This is a genomic window from Mesorhizobium dulcispinae, from assembly GCF_033977345.1.
In the GTDB taxonomy this organism is placed as follows: domain Bacteria; phylum Pseudomonadota; class Alphaproteobacteria; order Rhizobiales; family Rhizobiaceae; genus Mesorhizobium; species Mesorhizobium dulcispinae.
The window spans coordinates 195098-213195 of the sequence record NZ_JAVIIY010000007.1 but is presented as its reverse complement, the minus strand read 5'-3'; the positions used below and the strand labels follow the sequence as shown (position 1 = coordinate 213195).

Annotated in this window: 20 protein-coding genes; all 20 read right to left on the bottom strand. The window is 65.9% G+C overall.

The window, feature by feature from the left end; all coding sequences use genetic code 11:
* Window positions 1–209 precede the first annotated feature (209 nt).
* Window positions 210–803 (bottom strand): transglycosylase SLT domain-containing protein, encoded by a 594-nt coding sequence (locus RFN30_RS17505; RefSeq protein WP_320263329.1) that lies wholly within the window; start codon window positions 801–803, stop codon window positions 210–212.
* Window positions 733–2112, bottom strand: a complete 1380-nt coding sequence (gene fliK / locus RFN30_RS17500) for a flagellar hook-length control protein FliK (RefSeq protein ID WP_320263328.1) — start codon at window positions 2110–2112, stop codon at window positions 733–735. The genes RFN30_RS17505 and fliK overlap by 71 nt, the downstream gene beginning before the upstream one ends.
* On the bottom strand, window positions 2109–3554 hold the full coding sequence (locus RFN30_RS17495; RefSeq protein WP_320263327.1) for a MotC family chemotaxis protein: 1446 nt from the start codon (window positions 3552–3554) through the stop codon (window positions 2109–2111). The genes fliK and RFN30_RS17495 overlap by 4 nt, the downstream gene beginning before the upstream one ends.
* Window positions 3551–4978, bottom strand: a complete 1428-nt coding sequence (locus RFN30_RS17490) for a MotB family protein (RefSeq protein WP_320263326.1) — start codon at window positions 4976–4978, stop codon at window positions 3551–3553. The genes RFN30_RS17495 and RFN30_RS17490 overlap by 4 nt, the downstream gene beginning before the upstream one ends.
* Window positions 4975–5598 carry a hypothetical protein gene (locus RFN30_RS17485; protein ID WP_320263325.1) on the bottom strand — a complete coding sequence of 208 codons (624 nt, stop codon included), beginning with the start codon at window positions 5596–5598 and terminating at the stop codon, window positions 4975–4977. Before RFN30_RS17485 ends, RFN30_RS17490 begins: the two co-directional genes overlap by 4 nt.
* A 3-nt stretch (window positions 5599–5601) precedes the next feature.
* Window positions 5602–7260 (bottom strand): flagellar basal-body MS-ring/collar protein FliF, encoded by a 1659-nt coding sequence (gene fliF / locus RFN30_RS17480; RefSeq protein WP_320263324.1) that lies wholly within the window; start codon window positions 7258–7260, stop codon window positions 5602–5604.
* A 189-nt stretch (window positions 7261–7449) separates the two neighbouring features.
* Window positions 7450–8334, bottom strand: coding sequence for a flagellin N-terminal helical domain-containing protein (locus RFN30_RS17475; RefSeq protein ID WP_320263323.1), 885 nt, complete (start codon window positions 8332–8334; stop codon window positions 7450–7452).
* Between the two features lie 280 nt (window positions 8335–8614).
* Window positions 8615–9499: a flagellin N-terminal helical domain-containing protein gene (locus tag RFN30_RS17470; protein ID WP_320263322.1), complete on the bottom strand. Its 885-nt coding sequence runs from the start codon at window positions 9497–9499 to the stop codon at window positions 8615–8617.
* 237 nt (window positions 9500–9736) lie between these two features.
* The gene (gene fliP / locus RFN30_RS17465; RefSeq protein WP_320263321.1) at window positions 9737–10468 is read right to left on the bottom strand and encodes a flagellar type III secretion system pore protein FliP; all 732 of its coding nucleotides are present in this window, start codon (window positions 10466–10468) and stop codon (window positions 9737–9739) included.
* Window positions 10465–10959: a flagellar basal body-associated FliL family protein gene (locus RFN30_RS17460; protein ID WP_320263320.1), complete on the bottom strand. Its 495-nt coding sequence runs from the start codon at window positions 10957–10959 to the stop codon at window positions 10465–10467. The genes fliP and RFN30_RS17460 overlap by 4 nt, the downstream gene beginning before the upstream one ends.
* A 19-nt stretch (window positions 10960–10978) precedes the next feature.
* Complete coding sequence (flgH, locus tag RFN30_RS17455; protein WP_320263319.1) at window positions 10979–11683, bottom strand: flagellar basal body L-ring protein FlgH; 705 nt, start codon at window positions 11681–11683, stop codon at window positions 10979–10981.
* Entirely contained in the window at window positions 11680–12210 is a 531-nt protein-coding gene (locus RFN30_RS17450; RefSeq protein WP_320263318.1) for a MotE family protein, read from the bottom strand. The genes flgH and RFN30_RS17450 overlap by 4 nt, the downstream gene beginning before the upstream one ends.
* Before the next feature lie 62 nt (window positions 12211–12272).
* The gene (locus RFN30_RS17445) at window positions 12273–13514 is read right to left on the bottom strand and encodes a flagellar basal body P-ring protein FlgI (RefSeq protein ID WP_320263317.1); all 1242 of its coding nucleotides are present in this window, start codon (window positions 13512–13514) and stop codon (window positions 12273–12275) included.
* Entirely contained in the window at window positions 13511–14050 is a 540-nt protein-coding gene (flgA, locus tag RFN30_RS17440; RefSeq protein ID WP_320263316.1) for a flagellar basal body P-ring formation chaperone FlgA, read from the bottom strand. The genes RFN30_RS17445 and flgA overlap by 4 nt, the downstream gene beginning before the upstream one ends.
* 3 nt (window positions 14051–14053) lie before the next feature.
* On the bottom strand, window positions 14054–14842 hold the full coding sequence (gene flgG / locus RFN30_RS17435; RefSeq protein ID WP_320263315.1) for a flagellar basal-body rod protein FlgG: 789 nt from the start codon (window positions 14840–14842) through the stop codon (window positions 14054–14056).
* A gap of 9 nt (window positions 14843–14851) precedes the next feature.
* The gene (gene fliE / locus RFN30_RS17430; protein ID WP_320263314.1) at window positions 14852–15181 is read right to left on the bottom strand and encodes a flagellar hook-basal body complex protein FliE; all 330 of its coding nucleotides are present in this window, start codon (window positions 15179–15181) and stop codon (window positions 14852–14854) included.
* Window positions 15181–15597, bottom strand: a complete 417-nt coding sequence (flgC, locus tag RFN30_RS17425) for a flagellar basal body rod protein FlgC (RefSeq protein ID WP_126092197.1) — start codon at window positions 15595–15597, stop codon at window positions 15181–15183. The genes fliE and flgC overlap by 1 nt, the downstream gene beginning before the upstream one ends.
* Window positions 15598–15599: 2 nt before the next feature.
* Entirely contained in the window at window positions 15600–15980 is a 381-nt protein-coding gene (gene flgB, locus RFN30_RS17420) for a flagellar basal body rod protein FlgB (protein ID WP_320263313.1), read from the bottom strand.
* A 78-nt stretch (window positions 15981–16058) separates the two neighbouring features.
* A complete protein-coding gene (locus RFN30_RS17415; protein WP_320263312.1) occupies window positions 16059–16718 on the bottom strand; it encodes a hypothetical protein in 660 nt (219 codons plus the stop codon).
* Window positions 16699–18048, bottom strand: a complete 1350-nt coding sequence (gene fliI / locus RFN30_RS17410; protein WP_430699057.1) for a flagellar protein export ATPase FliI — start codon at window positions 18046–18048, stop codon at window positions 16699–16701. Before fliI ends, RFN30_RS17415 begins: the two co-directional genes overlap by 20 nt.
* Between the last annotated feature and the right edge of the window lie 50 nt (window positions 18049–18098).

Sequence of the window (18098 nt, the reverse complement as noted above, 5' to 3'; positions counted from 1 at the left end):
AATCAGCTCATCTGCCCCGTGCGGAAAGCGGTACCCGGTGCGGTGAATCCTGAAAAACCGTCATTTCTTGTAGCTATTTTCTTGGGAGTTTTTTTGGGAGCCGTAATAAAGGCGGTTGCAAAGGTGTGTTGGCGCCGCCTCACCGAGGACGATACTGAAGCTGCCGTGAACCGCATCGGCGGCGGGCCAGAGAGCCGCTGCGAGAACAACTATTGATTGCAGAAGGCGCTGGCGTTTGGCGTCCATTTGCCGAAGCCGGTGGCGACCATGTTGGCGATGACGCGGCAGACATAGACCTTCTGCGCCGGGTCGTTGTCGGGGCCGGCATGATAGCGGGCGACCGCCATCGACCAGGTGATGTGGCGGGCATGGAGGCTCGCCAGGAAGCGCGCCGCGTAGTCGACGTTCTGGTGCGGGTCGAGCATGTCCCCGACGCTGCGGAAATGCGCGCCGTGGTAGCGATGGTTGATCTGCATGCAGCCGAGATCGATCAGCGTCTTGCCCTCCCGGCGGGCATTCTCGAATGTCGCCAGCGCTTCCCCTCGGCTGTGCGGGAAGACGGCTTTTCCTTCTATATTCAATGCGTTGGGCTGAAGGCTGCCTTTCTTTCCCGTCTCGGTCAGGCCGACCGCATAAAGGATCCCTGTCGGCACGCCATAGCGATCGGCGGCACGCAGGATCTCCGGCTCGCAGGGATTTGAGGCGGCGCTCGCGACGCCGGCCGCAACCAGGCTAGATATAGATATCGTCGCCAGCGCGCTCGCGAAGAGGCGAAGCAGCGCGGCTGAATTCCTGAGCGCCATTGCCTTCGTTCCTTCCCGGTTGCCGATCGCCGCCGGCGCTGTTGCCGCCCGAATTCCCCGGTTGGAACGAAGGCTGGTCGCGGCCCGTCGACATCGGCATGGCGCTGTTCGCGTCGGCGCGGGCGGCCGAATGTGCCGCTATCGAGGGTTGCAGAATGGTGACATGATCGACCTCGAAGCCAAGACCGCGGAGCGACTTGACGATGGCCTCGCTGTCGGCGGTCAGACGGCGGTATGCCTCATGCGTTTCCGGCTTCATCTCAATCGAAAGTTGCTCCCCCGACAGCCGCAGGCTCGCAGTCACCATGCCGAGCTCCGAAGGGTGGAGCTCGATCTTCAGGACATGTGTCGGAACGGCAACAGAATTGGCGGTTTGAGCGGCGATCGAGGCGCTCGAGAAGGCCTGCTGAACGCCATTGTCGGAAGCGATCGCCTCGACCAGCGCCGATGCCGTCTGACTGACGGGATTTTGCGCCGGCGCCGGGAAGCTCTGCTGGCTGACCACATCCATACGCCCTGCGGCGGAGGACGGCTTGGCCTGACTGATCGATGCGGTGGATTGCGCCGTCTGCGCGGTTTTCTGGGCGGCTGCCGGACGCCAGGTTTGCGGTGCCGCGGCGTCGGTCTCGATGCCAGGTGTTCCGGGCAGGATGTCGTCCTTGCGGACCAATTTGTCGCCGTCCGGACCGACGCCGGCCGGCTTCTGTCCGAAATCGGGCCCGGGCTTCTCCGTCGCGATCGTCGCGCGGCCGGATCGCGGCAACGGCTCGGCGCTTTCGGGAGCGTCGGCCAATGTGCGTTTGCCCTGGCGGATCGCCAGCTGCGAAGCGGCGGACTGGCCGATGGAGGGCTGGGTTCCTGCCTCTGCCTCGACGGATCCGCCGCGATCGGCATTTGTCGACGTTGCGAAATGGCGGATGTCGCCCAGCGCCATCAGCAAGGGCAAACCGTCCTGGAGCGGAGCGGCATCGGACGATTGCGCCGCCGCGTCGGCATCGTCCGCCGTCTTCGCATGACCGGTGTCGGCGTTGTTCCTGGTGGCTTTTCCGGCCGCCGGTTTTTGCGCGGCGGTCTTGTTCTGCCCATCCTGATCGGGCTGCACTTTGGGCGAGCCGGCGATGGCGCGCCGCATTGGATGCGCATCGGAAGAGAGAGATTCGGCCGACCGCCTGGCTTGCCGGGCCGATTTTTTGGCGCCATGCACCATGTCACCGAAATTCGAACCTTTTTCCTTGCCGTCGGCAGCCTGCTGGCGCGGCTGGCTGTGAGCGGAGACGAATCCCGGCAGGGCCTGATTGACGCTGGTCATTTGGGAGCGGCTCCGAGCAATTGGTCAATCTGATCGAGCTGGCGGCGTGTGTTCATCATCGCGGCGTCGGTGGGATCGTGCGGATCAAGACTTGCCGCGGCGGCCGGCGCGGACGCAGGCAGCACAGGCGGCGTTTCGGATTGCGCCGGAGCGGACGCAGGCGCGTCGGCGGTGACCTGCGCTGTCGCCGGCGGGTTCGGCGGCGCGGCAGCCGCGGCCGGCGCGTTCGACACCGGCTTGGCTGAGGCCGCGATAGCCGGCTGTTCGGACACCGCGCCTTCCACCGGCGGCAAGGCCTCGGCGTCGGCCTGGCTCACAGCCTCGGTTTCGGCGGCTGGTTTCGGCGTGCCGCTCTTTTCCAGGCCCGCGGCCTCGGTCTCGTCCCTGGCGGCCGCCGGCACAGGAGCGACAACCTCGCCGGCAACGGCTTGCGCCGCATCGAGCAAGGCGCGGTCGCTCTCCGAAAGCTTGCCGCGATCGATCTTGCCCAGCCTTGCGCGCACATCGTCGATCGTGGCCGATGTCACCGTGGAAAGGCTCGAATAGAGCACGGCACGCGGGTCGTCCTGATTGCCTTGGCCGTTGCGGCCCTGCTCGGCCCGCGCCGAGGCGAAGGCGGAGAGGTCCGCCAGCCCGTCGATCGCTGCGCGGCGGGCTATGCGCAGATAGATCACCTTCTCGCGCTCGGGATCCATCATCGAGGTGATGTCGGCGAGTTTGTCCTGGCTGATCGACATATGCAGCGCGATCACGCCGGAGACGAAGGAGTCGGCGAACTGGCTGGCATAGGGCGAATAGAGGTAAGCAGCGACATATTGCGTCGAAGCGAGCGCGAAGCGCGCGGCGTCGCCTTGTGCTACCGCAAGGCCGACCGAACGGCGAAGTGCGGCTTCCTCGACCAGGGTGCCGGGGCTGAGCAGGCGGGCCTCGTCCAGCAAGGTCAGCGCCGCGGCGGGTTCATCGGTCGCGAGCAGCGAGCCCTTGACCAGCGCCAGGAAGGCGCCGAGGTCGGCGGGCACGCTCATCGGATCGATCGGCTTCAGGATTTCGATCGCGGCGGCCGGCCTGCCGTTCAGGTAGGCGACGACCCCCTTGGCGATGGCAAGGCTCTGCGGGTCGGTCGTCGCGCGCGAGGCCGCCGCCGCGACGGTGACGGGGTTGCCGCCGCTCATGCCGTAGACGAGCAGAGCGCGAAAATTCTTCGGGTCCTTGAAATCCTCGGCATCGGCGGCGCGAAGCCTGGCGTCGGTCATTTCGAGGAGCTTGGCCTGCATCGGCAGCGCCGCATGGTCGCCGCCGGCGATGCGATCCTGGATCAGCTGCAGCGAACGCACCAGCTGGTAGGGCTGCAAGCCGTCATCCTGCGCGAAAGCCGCAGCCGGCGATCCTGCGGCCAGCAGCAGCAGCCCGACTGCACAGCCGATGACGGTCCTGCCTCTCATCCGCCGGTCGCCATCAGGATTTCGATGCGGCGGTTCGCGGCGGCCAGCGGATCGGACGGGACCTTGGGCTGGCGGTCGGCGAAGCCGGCGACCTCGGTGATGCGTCTTTCGTCGACGCCGCCGCGCACCAGCATGTAATAGGCGGAGTGGGCGCGGGCGGTGGACAGCCGCCAGTTGTCGTAAGTGTCGCTGCGGAACGGCCGCGCGTCGGTGTGGCCGCCGATGGTGATGGTGCCCTTCTTCTCGTTGATGATGTGGCCGATCTTCTCCATCGCCAGCACCAGTTCGCGGCGCGGCACGGCCGAGCCGATCTCGAACATGCCGAAGTCGAGCTGATCGGTGATCGAGATGACGACGCCCTTGTCGGTGGCCTCGACGGAGACGCCGTCGGCCAGCTTCTCACCTGGCGCGAAGGTTTTGGCCAGTTCCTGCTTGATTTCGGCGGCGGCCTTGAGGGCGGCGCTGCTCGGGGCTTTTTCTCCCTTGTCGGAAGCCTGCTCCGGCTCCGCCTTTGCCGTCTGGGCCTTTGCCGTTTCGGCCTTCGCGGTTGCCGGCTTCGCGGTGTCGGTCGCGGCGGCCTCGGCTTCCGCCTTTTCAGCCTGGGTTTTCTCGCCCCTGGTCTCCTTGCCTTCGGCTTTCCCGACTTTCGTATCGCCCGCGGTCGCCTTGGCGCCGGGCTTTTCCGGTGTCGCCAGCGGCTCGAGCGGCGCATCCAGCTGCGGCGGCGCCGGCGGAACGGCCTTGACCTTCGGCACTTCGGCTTCGGCGACCTTCTCGCCGGGCTTGGCCGGGTCTCCTTCGATCTTCTTGCGCTCGGCGCTGGCTTCGGCGCCGGGTGTGGCCACCTGCTGCGACCAGAAATCCGGCGCGAAAGGATCGCGATAGGATTCGCCGCCGGAGGCGCCGGTCGCCGGACCGGCATTCTGAACGCCGCCTTCGCCCTTGGCGCTGACATTCTGCATCACGCCGGTGTCGGTGGCGATCTCCGACAGCACGGCGTAGGGATCGGCAAACAGATGCTCGTCGGAGAGGTCAGACTTCTGCGAGGCCTGCTTGGTTTGCCTGCGGTCGGAGGAACCGGCGCCGCCCTTGCCATTCTCGCCGGCCTTGCTGGCGCCGTCCTGCGGATTGTCGGCGGTGAGACCAACCTTGCTTGGACCGTCGCCAAGATCCTCCAGGCCCTTGCGGCTGGAGTTGCGATCGATCAGCTCGACCGGATTGAAGTAGCTGGCGACGGCCGCCTTGGTCTGCTCGTTGGCGGCGTTGATCAGCCACATGACGAGAAAGAAGCACATCATCGCCGTCATGAAGTCGGCAAAGGCGATCTTCCAGACGCCGCCGTGATGGTCGTCGTCATGACCGTCATGATTGCGCTTGACGATGATGATCTCGTGCCTGGCATCGCCGTGGTCGATGGCGCTCATGACAGGACCTCAGACAGGGAAGCCGACCATTCGGCGATGCGCGTCTCGAAGACTGTCTCATCGATGGTCACGGTCAGGTCGAAGCCGGCGGCCTCGGTGAAATCGAGATTGGCCGCGCGGTTGCCAAGCGCCGCCTTCAGCGGCTCGAACAGCGACTGTGGCCCGCGCACGCCGATGCGCACGGCCTCGCTGTCGGCAATCGCCGCGTCGATGGTGCGGGCAAGGGCGTCGAGCGAACGCTTCTGCAGGTCGTCGCTGACGATGCCGCCGATGATGCGGGCAATCGTGGCGCCGGCGAGTTCGGCAACGCGCGCCTCCATGGCGTCGATGCGCGTCTTGACCGCCGCGCCGAGATCGCCGCCGAAGCTTTCCAGGAACGCTTTCGCCGCATCGTCATTGGCCTGACGCTCGGCCTCCAGCGCCGCCGCGTGGGCGGCCGTGAGGCGCGCCTCGAGTGCTGCTTCCGCGTCGGCCACGGCCTCGGCGATCAGCGCTCCGATGTCGGCCTGCGGCGGGGATGCCTCCTTGCACTCGATGTCAGGCACCGCCGGTGCCTGACCGGCGCGCGGGGCGCGCGACCCGAAATCAGGCAGGAGATCGAAAAGGGCTCCCGAAGCCATGGCTTAACCCACGGCTTCCGGGGCAGCCGCCCATTTGCGCAGGATCTGGGCGGTGCGTTCCTCATTGAGGTCGACCATGCGCGCCAGCCGTTCCTGCGGTGCAGGTCTGATCTTCTGGCGCAGGTCGTCGAGCGGGGTGGCGCCAGCGCGCGCGCCTGGCAGGGCGCCGACCGGCGTGTCGGAGGCGATCGCGGCCACCGGCGCGTCAGGCGTCGGCAGCGAGCGCTGGACATCGTCGAAACTCGGGCCGGCGATCGCCGCGGGCTTGGCCGATGCCGTCAGCGCAGCCGCCATCGGCCGCAGCCCGAAGAAGGCGACCAGGAAGACGACGACGATGAAAGCGCCGGCGTTGATCAGCGTGCCGGTATATGTGCCGATCGAGGCGAGGATGCCCGGCTGGTCGACCGGCTCGCCGTCCAGTCCGTCGATGAATTCGACCGCCGAGACGTCGATGATGTCGCCGCGCTTCTCGTCGAGGCCGGTGGCGGAGGCCACCATCTTCTGGATGTCGGCGACGCGCTTGGCGATCTGCTCGGGCGTGGCGTCCTTGCCGAGGATGGTCTTGAGCCGATCCTGGTTGACGACGACGGCGATCGACATCTTGGTCACCGAATAGCCGTTGGAGACTGTGGCGATCTTCTTGGAGTTGATCTCGTAGTTGGTGATCTCCTCCTTGCGGTCGTTCTGCGAGGAGGACTGCGGCCCTTCCGTCGTGGTCGTCTGCGTCTCGGGCAGGTTCTGCTCGACGCTGGTCGGGGTCGAGGCCTGCTTCTGGTTGCTGGCCTCGTTGGTGCGCACGGACTGCACCGAACGCTCGACGCGGGATTCGGGGTCGAAGATCGTCTCTTCGGTCTGGCGGGTGTCGGTGTTGACGTCGGCCTTGACGCTGGCACGGAAATTGTCGGGACCGAGATAGGGCGTCAGCGCCCGACGGATGTTGTCGCCGATCTGCGCCTCGACCGTCTGCTCGACGCCGAGCGTGCGGGCGGCGCTGGTGTTGGAAGTGTCGTCGCCGGCGGCGAGCAGATTGCCGTTGGAATCGAGCACGGTGACCTTGTCGGCCGACAGGCCGGGAACCGCGGCGGCGACCAGGTGGCGGATCGACTGCGCGCTCTTTTCGGCATCGACGCCGGCATAGCGGATGACCACCGAGGCCGAGGGTTGCTGCTCATCGCGGCGGAAATTGGCGCGTTCGGACATGACGATGTGGACGCGCGCCGCCTTGACGCCGGCGATCGACTGGATGGTGCGCGCGATCTCGCCTTCCAGCGCGCGCACGCGGGTGATCTGCTGCATGAAGGAGGTCAGGCCGAGCGAGCCGACATTGTCGAACAGCTCGTAGCCGGCGTTGGCGCTGGTCGGCAGGCCCTTCTCGGCGAGCAGCATGCGCGCCTGCGCCGTGGTGCCGGCCGGCACCAGCACCGACGTTCCGTCGGCGCCGACATCGAAGCCAATGCCGGCCTCGCCCAGCACCAGGCCGATCTGGTTCACGTCGTTGCGGTCGAGCCCGACATAGAGCGTCTCGTAGGCCGGACGGTTGAGATAGACCGAGGCGACGCCGATGACGGCCATAACCAGCGCGGCGATGCCGCCCATGAGAGCGAGACGCCTGACGCCGAATCCGCGGAGGTTCGCGATGAGGCTCTGGATCTGTTCCGGCACGATTCAACCGCTCCCAGCATGACTGTCCGCCGGAAGACTAGACCGCGAAGCTTGTGCGAGGATGATAGTGCCTGCCGCCAAGGATTTCGCGAGACCCGGACAGCACGGCAGCAGCGCTCCGGCGCGCAAGCGAAAAGGCCGCGTCCAAGAACGCGGCCTTGCGATGGAAAGTTTGCCTCAGCCGAACTGTCAGCTCTTGAACAGCGACAGGATCGACTGCGAGTTGCCGTTGGCGATCGACAGCGCCTGGATGCCAAGCTGCTGCTGCACCTGGAGGGCCTGCAGGCGGGTCGATTCCTTGTTCATGTCGGCGTCGACCAGGGCACCGACGCCCTTGTCGATCGAGTCCGACAGGTTCGACAGGAAGCTCTTCTGGGTGTCGATGCGCGACTTGGCGGCGCCAAGGTAGGCGGCACCCGTCGAGAGCTTGGCAAGCGCCGTTTCAACGGCGTCGAGCGCGGTGTCGATGTTGGCGTCGGAGACTGCGGCGGCGCTCGGGTCGAAGAAGGTTGTGGCGAGCAGGCCGCCGACGATGCCGCCGGTGCCGGCCGTGTCCAGGACCTGCGTGTCGGTGGCCTTCACGTCGATGGTATCGATCGAGACGGTCGTGCCAGTGCGGTTGTAGGAGGCGACGACATGCAGATCGGAGGCGGCGGTGCCATCATTCTGCAGCAGGTTCGAACCGGCATAGCTGGCATTGGTGACCGACGACTTGATCTGATCCTGGATGGCCTTGATTTCGGTCGCGATCTTCTGCTGATTGTCCTGACTGGCGCCGCGGGCGGTGACCAGCTTGGCCTTGATCGAGTCGACCTGATCCTTGATTTGGGTGATGGCGGTGTAGGCGGTGTCGACCTTGCCGGCGCCGAGGCCGAGCGCGTCCTGGACGGCCGAGAGCGCCTGGTTGTCGGACCGCATCGAGGTGGCGATCGACCAGTAGGCGGCGTTGTCGGAAGCGGTGGCGACGCGATAGCCGGTCGAGATGCGACCCTGTGTGGTTTCAAGCGCCTTGTTGGTGGCGTTGAGGCTCTGCAGCGCGGTCAGCGCGGCGGCGTTGGTCATGATACTTGCCAAGATGCACCCCTTCTCAAAGCAGGCATGCCTCGTGGCATGCCGGTCAACTCTCTGGCGGGGGGCGTCATGCCTGTCGACCGTCGGTCGGCCCGTCATAGCGATTGGTTAACCATAACTAGCGCGTCACAGTTAATGGCGCGTTAAAGGTCGGCCTTGAAACCGCAATGCGGTAGCATTTCTTAAAGGAAGGGGCGCGCCGCGGAGGGCAGTGGCGTCACAACGAAAATCGGGCCGCGCTGATGGCGCGGCCCGATCCAGATGCCTGAAATTTGCTGGGCGATCAGCCGCGGAAGAGCGACAGGATCGACTGCGAGTTGCCGTTGGCGATCGAGAGCGCCTGGATGCCCAGCTGCTGCTGGACCTGGAGGGCCTGCAGGCGGGTCGATTCCTTGTTCATGTCGGCGTCGACCAGGGCGCCGACGCCCTTGTCGATCGAGTCCGACAGGTTCGACAGGAAGCTCTTCTGGGTGTCGATGCGCGACTTGGCGGCACCGAGCGAGGCAGCACCCGTGGAGAGCTTGCCGAGCGCGGTTTCAACGCTGCCGAGCGCGGTGTCGATGGCGGTGGAGGTGACGGCGGCCGAGCTCGGATCGAAGAAGGTCGCGGCAAGCAGGCCGCCGACGATGCCGCCGGTGCCGGCAGTGTCGAGAACCTGCGTGTCGGAAGACTTGACTGTGATCGTGTCGATGGTGACGGTCGCGCCGGTGCGGTTGTACGAAGCGACGATGTTCAGGTCGGAAGCGGCCGTGCCGTCGTTCTGCAGCAGGTTCGAGCCGGCGAAGTTGGCATTGGTGACCGACGACTTGATCTGGTCCTGGATGGCCTTGATTTCGGTCGCGATCTTCTGCTGGTCTTCCTGGCTGGCGCCGCGGGCGGTGACCAGCTTGGTCTTGATCAGGTCGACCTGGTCCTTGATGTCGTTGATGGCGGTGTAGGCGGTGTCGACCTTGCCGGCGCCGAGGCCGAGCGAGTCCTGAACGGCCGAGAGCGCCTTGTTGTCGGACTTCATCGACGTAGCGATCGACCAGTAGGCGGCGTTGTCGGAAGCGGTGGCGACGCGGTAACCGGTCGAAATGCGGGACTGGGTGATCTCGAGCTGCTTGTTGGTATTGTTCAAGCTCTGCAGCGCGGTCAGCGCGGCGGAATTGGTCATGATACTGGCCATGGCTACTCGTACCTTGTTTTTACACGGATTTTTTTGACATACCGGCTTGTCCGGTATGACGGTGCGGCATCATGCCAATGACCGTTGCGATCGGTCACCCGCCATCTGCGAGCGACTATGGCGGCAAGTCCCTACCAAAGGACTAAATCGGACGGTTAATCGAAAATAATTCGCGGGAATTCGTGCCGGCTTCCGCAGCCTGAGCCTTCAGCGCTTTGGGTGCGTCCTGAAGCCCGGTCAGGTAAAGGACCGCACCAGGCTGCCGACCAAAAGATTCCAGCCGTCGATCAGTACGAAAAACATGATCTTGAACGGCAGGGAGACCACCGTCGGCGGCAGCATCATCATGCCCATCGCCATGGTGACGGTGGCGACGATGAGGTCGATCACCAGGAACGGCAGCACGATCAGAAAACCGATCTCGAAACCGCGCCTGATCTCCGAGATCATGAAGGCGGGCACCAGAATGCGCAGGTCGACGGTGTCACGCGAGACGATCTGGCCGCGCTCGCGGGCGAGATCGGCAAAGAGGTCGAAATCCTTGTCGCGCACATTGTGCAGCATGAAGCTTCGGAACGGATCCGAGATCTTCTCGAAGGCTTCGGCCTGGGTGATCTGATTGTCCATCAGCGGCTTGACGCCCGTGTTCCAGGCCTGGTCGAAGGTCGGCGCCATGACATAGAAGGTCATGAACAGCGACAGCGAGATCAGGATCAGGTTGGCGGGCGTCGACTGCAGGCCAATGCCGGCGCGCAGGATCGAGAAGGCGATGACGAAGCGGGTGAAGCTTGTCACCATGATCAGCAGGCCCGGGGCCACCGAAAGCACAGTGAGCAGGCCGAACATCTGGATGAGGTAGCCGATCGTGGTGCCGTCGGCCTTGCCGATGCCGCCGAGATCCAGCTGCTGGGCCGCGGCGACAGAGGTGGTGACGACGATCAGCGCCGTGGCGATGAGGAACTTTCTCATTCGAGCAACATCGTCCTGATGAGAACCTGTTTGACGTGGCCGCCGCTGCGCAGCGCTGCGCGCTCGTCGAGATCGGCCTTGAGATGCTGGTAGCCGCTGGCGCCTTCGATCTGATGCATCTTCAGCGTGCGCACATATGCGAGCAGGTCCTGATGGATCTGCTCGGTCATTTCCGGCGGCTGCGGCGCGTCGTAGAGCACCGATGCCTCCAGCCTTATCCAGACTTCGCTCGGCGAGGCGATATTGGTGGTGATCGGCGCCAGCTGAACCACGGCAGGTCCGGCAACCGGCTTGCCGGCGTCCGCGGGCTTCTCCGGGCTGCCGGCGTTCTCCGGCGCGGCAGGAACCGGCGCCGGCGTTTCTCCCTGCTTGAGATAGCCGCCGGAAACCCAGCCCATGCCGATAGCCGCGCCCGTCATGACAAGCAGCGCGGCGAGCTGGATCGCCAGGGGAGGTCCCTTCTTGGGCTGCGCCTGCTCGACATTTGCCATGGACAGCGATCTCCCCGGCCTAGAAAGGAAGAACCTGGTCAAGGATCTGCTGACCGTAGGCCGGCTGCTGGACCTCCATCACACGGCCGCGGCCGCCATAGGAGATGCGAGCCTCGGCGATACGCTCATAGGGGATCGTGTTCTCGGCGCCGATGTCGGAGGGACGCACCATGCCGGCGATGGTGAGGACCCGAAGCTCGTAGTTGACGCGCACTTCCTGCGAGCCGCTGATCATCAGATTGCCGTTGGGCAGCACCTCGGTGACGACGGCGGCGACATTGAGCTCCAGATTCTCCGAGCGCTTGATCTCGCCGTCGGCGTTGGTCTCGGTACTGGAGCTTAAGCCCGCATCGCCCTTGCCGCTGGTGCTTTTGCCGTCCCAGCCGAGCGTCACGTCGTAGCCGAGCTTGCGCGCGGCGGTGCGGCTGCGGTCGTTCTGGTTCTTGAAATTGGCCTTGTCGTTGAGCTTGATGTTGACGGTCAGGATGTCGCCTTCCTGCAGCGCCCGCGGATCGGTGAAGAGCCTGCTCTGGCGGTCGTCCCACAGCGAGAATTTCTTCACGGGCGCCGCCGGCGGCTCCGGATAGGTGTAGGGGGCTCCGCCGCCATTGCCGATGCCGGAGCCGACCGGCGAGAGCGCGGGCTCCCGGCCGACCTCCCTGAGATCGGTGCCGCAGCCGGACAATGCTGTCGCCGCGACAAGGACGAGCAATTTCAACTTCATGACGGATCAACCCTTCGCGCCGCGCTGGCCATGATGCCGGTGAGCGTCGCCGCCGCCTTCTGGTCCATTTCGTTGAGGATGACGCCGGCCTTGCGCGCATCGAGCTTCATCAGGATGGCCGCCGCGAGCTCGGCATTGACCATCGCCAGGCGCTCGGCCGCGGCGTCGGGCTTCATGCCGGCATAGATCTTGACCACGCTGTCCTCGGCGCGCGCCAGGAACACCTCGCGGCGCTTCAGCCATTGCTCGTACTCGGCCCGCTTGTCCTCCAGCGCCTTCATGCGCTGGTCGATGCCGGCCTGGAGCTGCTTCAGCTCCTTGGCCTGCAAGGCGTAGCGGCGATCGCGGGCGGCATCGGCGATGTTGGAGCAGAAGCGCTGGATCTCGCTTTCGTCCGGCACCTTTTCGCGCGTGAGCTGGGCCGGCTGAGCCGGCGCCTGTCCGCCGGGCAATACCTGGCGCACTTCTTCCGCGCGGGCCGCGCCGCCCGCCAGCGCAACGATCGCGGCAGCGGCGAGGAGGCTCATGACCTTGTGAAGTCTCGGGCGACGATGCGGTCGTGAGAGGAAAAGCTCGATCATCGGCGTGCCTATTGAAGAACCAGGTCGGCCTGCAGGGCGCCGGCCGACTTGATGCCTTGCAGGATGGCGATGATGCCGTCGGGCTTCACGCCGAGGCGGTTGAGGCCGGAGACAAGCGTTTCGAGATCGGGGCCGTCGAGCACGGCGACGCGGGCGTCGGGTCGCGAGGCCTCGATGGCGGTGAAGGGTTCGACCGCGGTCTGGCCCCTGGAGAAGGGCTCCGGCTGGACCACTTTCGGCGCTTCGGTGATGCGCACGGTGAGCGTGCCGTGGCTGATCGCGACGCGCGAGATCTTGACGTTGTTGCCGATGACGATGGTGCCGGTGCGCTCGTCGATGACGACGCGGGCAGGCGCATCCGACTCGACGACCAGGTTTTCGATCTCCGCATAGAAGCGCGCGGCCGACACGTTCTTCGGCCGCCTGATCTGCACGGTGCGCGCATCGCGCTCGGCCGCGACGCGCACGCCGAAGCGCTGCGAGGTGTAATCGTTGATGGCGTCGGCGATGCGGATGGCGGTCGAGAAATCGGGATTGCGCAATTGCAGCGTCAGCACGCCTTGGTCGTCGAACTCGGCGGGCACCGGGCGCTCGACGATAGCGCCGTTCGGCACGCGGCCGGCGGTGGGCACGCCTTGCGTCAGCTCCTCGGCCTGGCCCTTGGCGGTGAAACCGCCCACGATCACCGAGCCTTGCCCGACGGCGTAGATCTCGCCGTCCGCCGCCTTGAGCGGCGTCATGATCAGCGTGCCGCCGGCAAGCGAGGTGGCATCGCCCATCGAGGAGACGTCGGTGTCGATGCGTGCGCCCGACTGGACGAAGGGCGGCATGTTGGCGGTGACGATGACCGCGGCGACGTTCTTGGCACGCGCGCTGCCGCCTTCGGTGGCGATGCCGAGATTTTCCAGCATCGCGCGGATCGACTGTTCGGTGAAGGGCGAGTTGCGCAGGCTGTCGCCCGTTCCCGCCAGGCCGATGACCAGGCCGTAGCCGACGAGCTGGTTGTCGCGCGCGCTCTGCAGCTGGGCAATGTCCTTGATGCGTGCGGCGACCTGGCCGGGCGGCAGCGTGCTCGGCCCCGTCGAAACGCGGAACATGCGCGTGGTGGTGGCCGGATCGTATTCAGGATCGTCGTAGACGCCGCCATTTTTCTGCGCAAGGTCGCGCTTGGCCTTGGGCGTGAGCCCGTCGGCCAGCGCGGGCTGAAGGCCGATCGCGGCGCTCAGCAAAAATGCGAAAGCGCGCATCACGATGCGCCGACCTTGATGGTGCCGTCGGCCATGACGATGCCGGAAATGATCTTGCCGCTGTCGATGTTGCGGACCTTGATGAGGTCGCCGGCGGCGCCCGGCTGCAGCGTGACGCCGGCTGCCGAGATGGTCAGCGCGCCGGCGGTGAAATAGACCTGCACGGAAGCGCCCTGTTCGACCAGCCATGCGTCGCGGATGGCGGCCACCGGAATGTAGCGGCCGGGCAGAAGCGTGCGCTTGGCGACCTTGCCCTGGAGTTCTTCGGAACGCGTCGCCATGCCGTCCGGCTGGTGCTTGCCGGGGACGAGCGTCACCTGCTTCAGCGCGGCGAGCTCGATGGTCTCGCCGGGATAGATGACCCGGTTGGGGATCAGCACGGCCTCGCCGACCGCCTGACTGGCGGCGATCTGGTTGGCCGACTCTCCCTGCATCGGGTTGGCCGTCTCTTGCGCAAGCGCCGGCATGCCGCCCGTGACCAGCGCAAGGACCAGCGCGGCGCGGCGGAATGCGGGGCAGGAGATCGGCGTCGCCATCATCCGTTACCTGATGTTCTTGGAGACTACCGAGGCCATGTCGTCGGCGGCCTGGATGACCTTGGAGTTCATTTCATAAGCGCGCTGCGCCGAGATCAGCTCGGTGATTTCCTTGACCGGATCGACGTTGGAGGACTCCAGATAGCCCTGCTGGATCGTGGCGAAGCCCGGGTCGCCCGGAACGCCGACATTGGCCGGACCGGAAGCGGCCGTTTCCTGGAACAGATTGTCGCCGAGCGGCGCCAGGCCCGCCTCGTTGGCGAAGTTGGCGATCTGGAGCTGGCCGAGAAGCTGGAGGTCGGTCTGGCCGTCGATGCGGGCAAAGACCTGGCCGGTTTTGTTGACGATGACCTCGACTGCATTGGTCGGCACGGTGATCGCCGGAACGACGTTGGCGCCGTCGACGGTGACCAGCTGGCCGGTGGCATTGGTGTTGAAGGCGCCGGCGCGGGAGTAGAGCGTACCGCCGTCCGCGCCCTCGATCTGGAACCAGCCGCGGCCGGTCAGCGCCAGGTCGAAGCTGTTGCCGGTGCTGGTCAGTTCGCCCTGCGTGTGGACGTTGCGCACGGCCGTCGTCTTGACGCCGAGGCCGATCGAGACACCCTCGGGCACCAGCGAGGTGTTGGAGCGGTTGGGCACACCTTGAGTGCGGTCGACCTGGTAGAGCAGGTCGGAGAATTCGGCTCGCGCCCGCTTGTAACCGGTGGTGTTGATGTTGGCGATGTTGTTGGCGATGACTTCCAGATTGGTCTGCTGGGCGTTCATGCCGGTGGCGGCGATCGCAAGGGCTTTCATGACGCGGTCCTAGATACTCATGCGACTGATTTCGAGGTAGGCCGAGACGACCTTGTCGCGGATGGCGATGGTCGTCTGCAGAGCCTGCTGGGCGCTCAGTACTGCATCGACCACCTGGCGGGTGTCGGCATCGCCCTTGAGCGCCTGGATCGACATCTGCTCGGCGTTCTGCAGCGTGTTGACGGTCTTCGTCGCGGCATGGCTGAGGGCCTCCGCGAAGCTGCCGCTGATGCTTTCGCTTGCCTGTGTCCCGACGCCGCTCTGAAGCAGCCCCGGCGAGGCTGCCTCCGCGCCGTCGATTGCCGGTTTGAACTGTAGTGCCCCGATACCGCCGATCATTACTGGTTCCTCATCAGGTCGATGGTCATGGAAATCAGATCGCGAGCTTGCTTGATGACCTGCAGGTTGGCCTCATAAGAGCGGTTCGCCTCGCTCATGTCCGCCATTTCGACCAGCACGTTGACGTTGGGCATCTTCACGTAGCCTTTTTCGTCGGCGGCTTCGTTGCCGGGCTGGAACTCGATCGGGAAGTCCGACGGGTCGCGCGCGATCGAGCTCACCTCGACCAGCGAGCCGCCGCTTGCGCGGTCGAGCTCGGACTGGAAGGTGATCGTCTTGCGGCGATAGGGATCGGCGCCCGGCGTGTTGCCGGTCGACTGCGCGTTGGCGAGGTTCTCCGACACCACGCGCAGGCGCTCCGACTGGGCGCCAAGGCCGGACGACGCGACTTTGAGGGCTGCGGTCAGCGCGTCCATGGTCAGCTCTTCACCACCATCGTCATCATCGAATGGAAGGCTTTGACGATCGCCGTGTTGAGCTCGAAGGAGCGGCGCACTTCACCGGCCTTCATCAACTCGTCTTCAAGAACGACCGTGTTCTTCGACGGCATGATCGAGCCGGTGGCCTCCTCCGGCTTGACGTTGAAGCCGGCATTGGTCGCCTCCGCGCCGAGATGGCCGGCCTCGGTGGCCTTCAACGTCACCGCGGTGCGGTCGAGAATCTTTTCGAACGGCTCGACGTCGTTTGCCGTGTAGCCCGGCGTGTTGGCGTTGGCGATGTTGGAGGCGATCGCCGATTGGCGCACGGCCAGCCATTGCGACTGCCTTGTGGCGAGGTCAAAGAGGTTGACGGGTTCCATGGGACTCTCCGGGCGAGTACGCACAAGACTAGGCCGCCAGTCTTGCGCGGACCTTGCGCGGGACGAGCCCGCGGCCTGTCACCTGGAAAGCGCGATCACCTTGTTGGCGTCGGTGACGATCACCCATTTGCCGCCGCGCTGCTCGATTGAGGCGACGCGGCTGGAATCGGGCAGGACCGAGCCGCGCTGGACGATCCACAAACCGGTATCGTCCTCGATCATGGCGCGGCCGTTGGCGACATGCACCATCTTGAATTCGGACGCGGCGGCCGGGAAAGGCTGGTCGCCGGGCGCCGCGGCGGGTTCGTCCTGCACCGTCCCGGTGGCAAGCAGATCGATGTCGGCGTTGGGAACGTCCTTGGCCGTCAGCGGTCCGCTGCGTTCGGCCGTGACGCCGCCGCCCTCGCGTCCGGAATTGCTGCCGCTACCGCCGAATTTGATGGCCTGCACGCCGAACTGCTCCTGGTTGAAGAAGATGTACCAGGGAAACAGCGCGCAGATCAGGCCGAGAGCGATGCCGAGCGCGGCGACGACGAAATCGCTGCGCCGGTCCGCTTTCCTGTTGGCCAGGCGCGGGAACTGAGCCGGCGGCGGCTGCGGCCACTCCACCTTCTTCGGGAACAGGCCGTTGATCAGCGAATCGCGGCTGGCGTCGGCCTCCTCGGCGGCCTTGGCCTCGGCAATCATCTCGCGCAGCATGCGCTCGGTCTGCTGCAGATCAGTCTCCTTGATCGCCATTCTGCTTCCCCTTGAGATGGCGGGCGAGATCGGCGAACGGATCGGCCGATGCGCGGTCCTTCGGCGATTGCGCGAGCGCCTCGTAGATCAGCGGCACCTGACGCACGGCGATGTCGAGCTCGGCGTCGGCGCCGCCCTGATAGGCGCCCAGGAGACGGATATCGCGCGTGTCCTCGAAGCGCGCGATCATCGACTTCAGCCTGGTCACCAGCATGCGCTGCTCCGCGCTCCAGGCCTTGTCGGCGAGACGCGAGATCGACGACAGCGGGTTGACCGGCGGGTAGCGGCCCTGCTCGGCAATCGCGCGGTCGAGAACGACGTGACCGTCGAGGATGCCGCGCACCGAATCGGCCACCGGGTCGTTATGGTCGTCGCCGTCAACGAGAACCGAGATGATGGCGGTGATCGAGCCCTTGCTCTCGGCGCCCGGCCCCGCTCTTTCGAGCAGCTTGGGCAGGTCGGTGAAAACCGACGCCGGATAACCGCGCGCGACCGGCGGCTCGCCGGTTCCTGTCGCCACCTCGCGCAGCGCGTGGGCAAAGCGGGTGATCGAATCCAGCACCAGCAGAACGCGATGGCCCTGGTCGCGGAAATGCTCGGCCACGCACATGGCGGTGTCGGGCGCGCGGCGGCGCATCATGGCGCTTTCGTCGCTGGTGGCGACGACGGCGACGGTCTTGGCCATGCTGTCGGCGCCGATCGTGTCCTCGAGGAATTCGCGCACCTCGCGGCCGCGCTCGCCGATCAGCGCCACGACCACCGTGTCGAAGGCCTCGGCGCCGGCGAGCATGGCAAGCAGCGTCGACTTGCCGACGCCGGAACCGGCGAAAATGCCGAGCCGCTGGCCGAAGCAGAGCGGGGTGAAGATGTCGATCACCCGCACCCCGGTCAGGAAGCCTGTGCCGACCCGCTGGCGGGACATGGCGCCGGGCGTCAGTGTGTCGGCGCTATCGGAGGCATTCGGCCTGATCAGCGGCGGGCCGCCGTCGATGACGCGCGTCAGCGCATCGATGGCACGCCCACGCCAGGAAACATGCGGCGTGACGGCAAGCGGCCCGCGCCGGAACACGGCGTCACCGATGCCGGCATCGGCGCTGCGCTCGAACGGCGCGACCACGACCTCGTCGCGGCCTATCCTGACGATCTCGCCACGGCGCGTGCCTGCCTTGCCGCGCTGCTCGACGATGTCGCCGAGCCTTGCGATACCGGAGAGGCCATGCACCTTGTAGTGGGTGGGCGAGATCTCGGCGACGCGGCCGCCGTGGCTCAGCAATGTTTCCGGATTGTCGAACCGCCGCCAGACGCGTTCGAGCGCGGCGAGTCGATCCATTGGAGAATCGGCCAGCCTCTCGGGCGCGCGGAGCAGGGACGAGCCGGTCG

Coding starts and splice junctions, on each gene's coding strand:
- RFN30_RS17505 (WP_320263329.1), bottom strand. CDS start 803: ATGGCGCTCAGGAATTCAGCCGCGCTGCTTCGCCTCTTCGCGAGCGCG.
- fliK (WP_320263328.1), bottom strand. CDS start 2,112: ATGACCAGCGTCAATCAGGCCCTGCCGGGATTCGTCTCCGCTCACAGC.
- RFN30_RS17495 (WP_320263327.1), bottom strand. CDS start 3,554: ATGAGAGGCAGGACCGTCATCGGCTGTGCAGTCGGGCTGCTGCTGCTG.
- RFN30_RS17490 (WP_320263326.1), bottom strand. CDS start 4,978: ATGAGCGCCATCGACCACGGCGATGCCAGGCACGAGATCATCATCGTC.
- RFN30_RS17485 (WP_320263325.1), bottom strand. CDS start 5,598: ATGGCTTCGGGAGCCCTTTTCGATCTCCTGCCTGATTTCGGGTCGCGC.
- RFN30_RS17470 (WP_320263322.1), bottom strand. CDS start 9,499: ATGGCCAGTATCATGACCAATTCCGCCGCGCTGACCGCGCTGCAGAGC.
- fliP (WP_320263321.1), bottom strand. CDS start 10,468: ATGAGAAAGTTCCTCATCGCCACGGCGCTGATCGTCGTCACCACCTCT.
- RFN30_RS17460 (WP_320263320.1), bottom strand. CDS start 10,959: ATGGCAAATGTCGAGCAGGCGCAGCCCAAGAAGGGACCTCCCCTGGCG.
- flgH (WP_320263319.1), bottom strand. CDS start 11,683: ATGAAGTTGAAATTGCTCGTCCTTGTCGCGGCGACAGCATTGTCCGGC.
- RFN30_RS17450 (WP_320263318.1), bottom strand. CDS start 12,210: ATGAGCCTCCTCGCCGCTGCCGCGATCGTTGCGCTGGCGGGCGGCGCG.
- flgA (WP_320263316.1), bottom strand. CDS start 14,050: ATGATGGCGACGCCGATCTCCTGCCCCGCATTCCGCCGCGCCGCGCTG.
- flgG (WP_320263315.1), bottom strand. CDS start 14,842: ATGAAAGCCCTTGCGATCGCCGCCACCGGCATGAACGCCCAGCAGACC.
- fliE (WP_320263314.1), bottom strand. CDS start 15,181: ATGATCGGCGGTATCGGGGCACTACAGTTCAAACCGGCAATCGACGGC.
- flgC (WP_126092197.1), bottom strand. CDS start 15,597: ATGGACGCGCTGACCGCAGCCCTCAAAGTCGCGTCGTCCGGCCTTGGC.
- flgB (WP_320263313.1), bottom strand. CDS start 15,980: ATGGAACCCGTCAACCTCTTTGACCTCGCCACAAGGCAGTCGCAATGG.
- RFN30_RS17415 (WP_320263312.1), bottom strand. CDS start 16,718: ATGGCGATCAAGGAGACTGATCTGCAGCAGACCGAGCGCATGCTGCGC.
- fliI (WP_430699057.1), bottom strand. CDS start 18,048: ATGGATCGACTCGCCGCGCTCGAACGCGTCTGGCGGCGGTTCGACAAT.